This window comes from Microcystis wesenbergii FACHB-1317, from assembly GCF_014696875.1.
Taxonomy (GTDB): Bacteria; Cyanobacteriota; Cyanobacteriia; order Cyanobacteriales; family Microcystaceae; genus Microcystis; species Microcystis wesenbergii_A.
Window position 1 is genome coordinate 1 of sequence record NZ_JACJQV010000141.1, and the last position, 3,993, is coordinate 3,993.

Annotated in this window: 5 protein-coding genes and 1 pseudogene; 4 read left to right on the plus strand and 2 right to left on the minus strand. The window is 45.2% G+C overall.

The genetic code is table 11. The features are described from left to right. Nucleotides 1-81: 81 nt before the first annotated feature. Nucleotides 82-519 (minus strand): annotated as a pseudogene (locus H6F92_RS12135) (Rieske 2Fe-2S domain-containing protein); the annotation flags it as partial. A gap of 193 nt (nucleotides 520-712) precedes the next feature. Between H6F92_RS12135 and H6F92_RS12140 the strand changes: the two are divergent. Both H6F92_RS12140 and aroQ read left to right on the plus strand, forming a co-directional pair. After that, the gene (locus H6F92_RS12140) at nucleotides 713-1,156 is read left to right on the plus strand and encodes a hypothetical protein (RefSeq protein WP_190358026.1); all 444 of its coding nucleotides are present in this window, start codon (nucleotides 713-715) and stop codon (nucleotides 1,154-1,156) included. A 42-nt stretch (nucleotides 1,157-1,198) separates the two neighbouring features. Next, entirely contained in the window at nucleotides 1,199-1,654 is a 456-nt protein-coding gene (gene aroQ, locus H6F92_RS12145) for a type II 3-dehydroquinate dehydratase (protein ID WP_190358027.1), read from the plus strand. Here aroQ and H6F92_RS12150 read toward each other — a convergent pair whose 3' ends face one another. Further along, complete coding sequence (locus H6F92_RS12150) at nucleotides 1,655-2,236, minus strand: hypothetical protein (RefSeq protein WP_190358028.1); 582 nt, start codon at nucleotides 2,234-2,236, stop codon at nucleotides 1,655-1,657. A 205-nt stretch (nucleotides 2,237-2,441) separates the two neighbouring features. On the opposite strand from H6F92_RS12150, the gene pyrH reads away from it, so the two are divergent. Both pyrH and frr read left to right on the plus strand, forming a co-directional pair. Beyond that, on the plus strand, nucleotides 2,442-3,164 hold the full coding sequence (gene pyrH, locus H6F92_RS12155) for a UMP kinase (protein ID WP_002762234.1): 723 nt from the start codon (nucleotides 2,442-2,444) through the stop codon (nucleotides 3,162-3,164). Nucleotides 3,165-3,177: 13 nt separating this feature from the next. Further along, complete coding sequence (gene frr / locus H6F92_RS12160; RefSeq protein ID WP_199308202.1) at nucleotides 3,178-3,699, plus strand: ribosome recycling factor; 522 nt, start codon at nucleotides 3,178-3,180, stop codon at nucleotides 3,697-3,699. Nucleotides 3,700-3,993 lie beyond the last annotated feature (294 nt).

Sequence of the window (3,993 nt, forward strand, 5' to 3'; positions counted from 1 at the left end):
ATCCAATAAACGCTTGGGGAGAGAATACCTCTACTTTTTCAGAAGCAATTCTGTCTAAGCAAGTAATCTCTGTGAACCAAGAATCCCCGTCTCTTTAGAGCGGGGAGTGTCAACCGCATAAACGAATAATAATCCCTGACGGATAGCCGTGGGTAAAGACCGCACACAAGCGCGTCGAGAGGTGTTAGCTTGACTGTTTGCCGGTTGTTGGGGAATAAATTCACAGTCTCCCCCTCCGGAAAAAGACCAACCGTGATAGGGACATTCTAGATGTCCGCTTTCGTTAAGACGACCTTCTGAGAGAGGAGCGAGACGATGGGGACATTTATCCTCGAAAACCCGCCATTCTTGCTGATTTTTGTCCCACCAAATCACTAAATCCTCTTCTAGTAGGGTAAAGCGTTGGGGCTGCTTTTTGTCTAAATCTTTGACGTAGTAGATAGGATACCAAACTTGACGACAATCAAAGCGATCGATATCTGTTCCCCCGACGGGATGGGTAGCAGTGCTGGTCAGCATAAATTTTAAAATAAGTTAACATTTCTCCTCCAAAATCTAACAAATTTAATCGACAAAAGGGGACAGATGCCGGTATCTGCTGGGGAAACAAACACTGGCGCTATATTTTGGGGTGATAATTAAAGGGTAGTCTCCCATCGATAAAGCGAGAATGGGAGAAGGATCAAGATAAAACTAAGGGGAGTTTACCAGAATGTCCGGAGAAACCGTCACTTATTCCCTAGAAACTATTCTGACCAGGATCGAGGGAAAAATAGATAATCTACAAAGGGACGTTAATCAAAAATTTGACAAGATTGATGAGCGCTTTGACAGAATCGATGAAAGATTAAATAAAGTAGAGATAGGATTAGCTACTTTAACCGAGAAAGTCGTAGGTATGGATAAACGACTGGAAAAAGTGGAAAATGAACAAGTTAAATCGATAGGATTGGTTGCTTTAACCGAGAAAGTCGGAGGGATGGATAAACGACTCGAAAAGGTGGAAAATGAACAGGCTACCATGATTAAAGCTATTTCCGACCTCCAGGGATTCCGAGGTCTGATTCTGCCGATCATCGTCGGTGCGCTCAGTGCTACTATTGGTGCGGTGATTACCGTAGCAGCAAAAATGTTATTGATCGGCAATAGTCCCTGATCGAGATAAGATTAATTCTCGTGGTCTAGATGGGGGAGATTGGTGAATAAACTAAGCATTCTGGTTCTGCACGGGCCGAATTTAAACCTATTGGGGAAAAGAGAGCCGAATCTCTACGGTAACGTTAATTTAGAGACGATTAACCGGTTTTTAAGCGAAGAAGCTACCCGTTTAGGGGTGAATTTAACCGCACACCAGTCCAATCAAGAAGGGCAATTAGTGGACTGGATTCAGCAAGCATGGGGTCAGCAGCACGGTATTTTGATTAATGCGGGAGCTTATACTCATACCAGTATCGCCATCCGTGACGCACTCTTAGGCACAAAAATGGCCTGTGTGGAAGTCCACTTAAGCAATATTTACAAACGCGAGTCTTTTCGTCATCATTCCTACATTGCCGATATAGCTATTGGACAGATTAGCGGTTTTGGGGCCGAAAGCTATCGCTTAGGATTATGGGCATTAGTCGATTATTTGCAAAAGAATAGAGAAGGCTAATTAGGCAAGGGATTCTCCCACTTCTAAGAGGGGACAAAAGGGAAAATAGGGGGAAACCGTCCAACGATAGAATTTTTTGCTGCTGGTGGACTGGAGATTAAAACGCAGGGAAACAAAGGGGAAAAAGGGAGATACGGAACAATTCCAACTGAAAGCCGGCTTAGAATTGCTATGATCGCCCTGCAAAGACCAAGCCGGGTATTGAAAAACCTCCCGGACGAGGGATTTTCCTTCATCGCTAACTTGGGCGCAGCTGCGACTAATCCCCGAAACCAAACAGAGACTATTACTGACACAATTATCATTAGAAGCCACGATCAGGAGATCTTCCCCGGTGGTGGTTAGTTCAAAAGCGATAAAATCTCCAGCTTGCCAACGACTAAGGACTTGTCCCCGAACATTCTGGTAGATAGCGCTGCAGTTTTCGGGATCGAGAAGACGATTACTATCGGGATCTAAGTAACCGCAAACCTTGCCCATCAGACGAGTTCCATCCTGAAACCCATACACCCAATCAAAGGTATCGATTTTAGCAGCCCTTTGATTGTTTTTGTTAACCAATAGTAATCGATCGCTGACCACGGTTATTAATTCTCAATAAAACTAAGCTTCCCTTAATAACAAAGGTATCACTAAATACTAATTTCCCAACGAAAAGATTTATTAATCTTAACTTGTCGGCCTCGGGGGAGAGTAAACTGGTCAGCTTAAATCAAGGCCAAAACCTGCTATCTTATGGGGAGACAAAAATTATCTAGATCTTGTTTTAGCGAGTGGTAGTAAGGGCATGGCGTACAAGCGGGTATTATTAAAACTGAGTGGGGAGGCCCTGATGGGCAATCTCGGCTATGGGATCGACCCGATGGTGGTTTCCGCTATCGCCCAGGAAATCTCCGAAGTGGTTGACCAAGGCATCCAATTGGCGATCGTGGTCGGTGGGGGCAATATTTTTCGCGGGGTGAAAGCCGCCTCGGCTGGCATGGATCGGGCCACGGCCGATTATATTGGTATGATAGCAACAGTCATGAACGCTATGACCTTGCAGGATGCCCTAGAACGAGCGCAAGTACCGACTAGGGTATTAACAGCGATTGCGATGCAGGAATTAGCTGAACCCTACATCCGCCGGCGGGCAATCCGTCATCTGGAAAAAGGTCGGGTAGTGGTTTTTGGTGCGGGATCGGGTAATCCTTTCTTTACCACCGATACCACGGCAGCCTTGCGCGCTGCCGAAATCGATGCGGAAGTGGTGTTTAAAGCGACGAAAGTGGATGGAGTTTATGATTCCGATCCCTCTCACAACCCTAATGCGCGACGCTTTCAAAGTCTCACCTACGGTCATGTGCTGACCCATGATCTGCGGGTGATGGACGGAACGGCGATCGCTCTGTGCAAGGAAAATAATATCCCGATAGTCGTTTTCGATCTGTCGGTGACAGGTAATATTGTTCGCGCTGTCAAAGGTGAACCCGTTGGAACATTGGTAGGAGGATTCTGTGAAGTTAGCTGAAGTTCAAGACCATATGCAGAAAACCGTCGAATCAACCCAGAGAGCTTTTAATACGATTCGTACCGGCCGCGCAAATGCTTCTCTTTTAGATCGGATCGTGGTGGAGTATTATGGCATGGAAACTCCCCTCAAGTCCCTGGCGACGATTAGCACTCCCGACGCAACCACGATCGCTATTCAACCCTTTGATCGTACCAGTATGGGGGCGATCGAAAAGGCGATTTCTCTCTCGGACGTGGGTTTAACTCCCAGTAATGACGGTCAGACCATTCGTTTAAATATCCCTCCCCTCACTAGCGATCGCCGCAAGGAATTGGTCAAATTAGCGGCAAAATTGTCCGAAGAGGGAAAGGTGGCGATCCGCAATATTCGCCGGGATGCGATCGATGCTATCCGTAAACAGGAGAAAAGTCACGAAATTTCTGAGGATGAATCCAGGTATTTACAGGATCAAGTGCAGAAATCCACCGATAAATTTATCGCCAAAATCGAGGATTTATTAACGACAAAAGAAAAAGATATCATGACCGTTTAAGTTTTTTTCTGCTAAGGGATAGAACAGGCTTTTTGTCTGTTCTATTTAGCTTTTTGTCCCTATTTGAAAAGGTTTGAAGGTGAAGTCTTTCAGTTACTTATAACATTTTTTACAAGTAATGCCAGAAATGGTTAATTGCCCTCACCCCCCCCAACCCCCACCCCCCTGCCCCCCCGACATCGTAGGGTTGATTCATTTAAATTAAGTACAGCGGATTTTGAGTCAATAAATTTGAATGAAAATTCTCAAGTTTATCTTTTTCTAATCAAAAGAGTTAGTGACAATAACTAATCT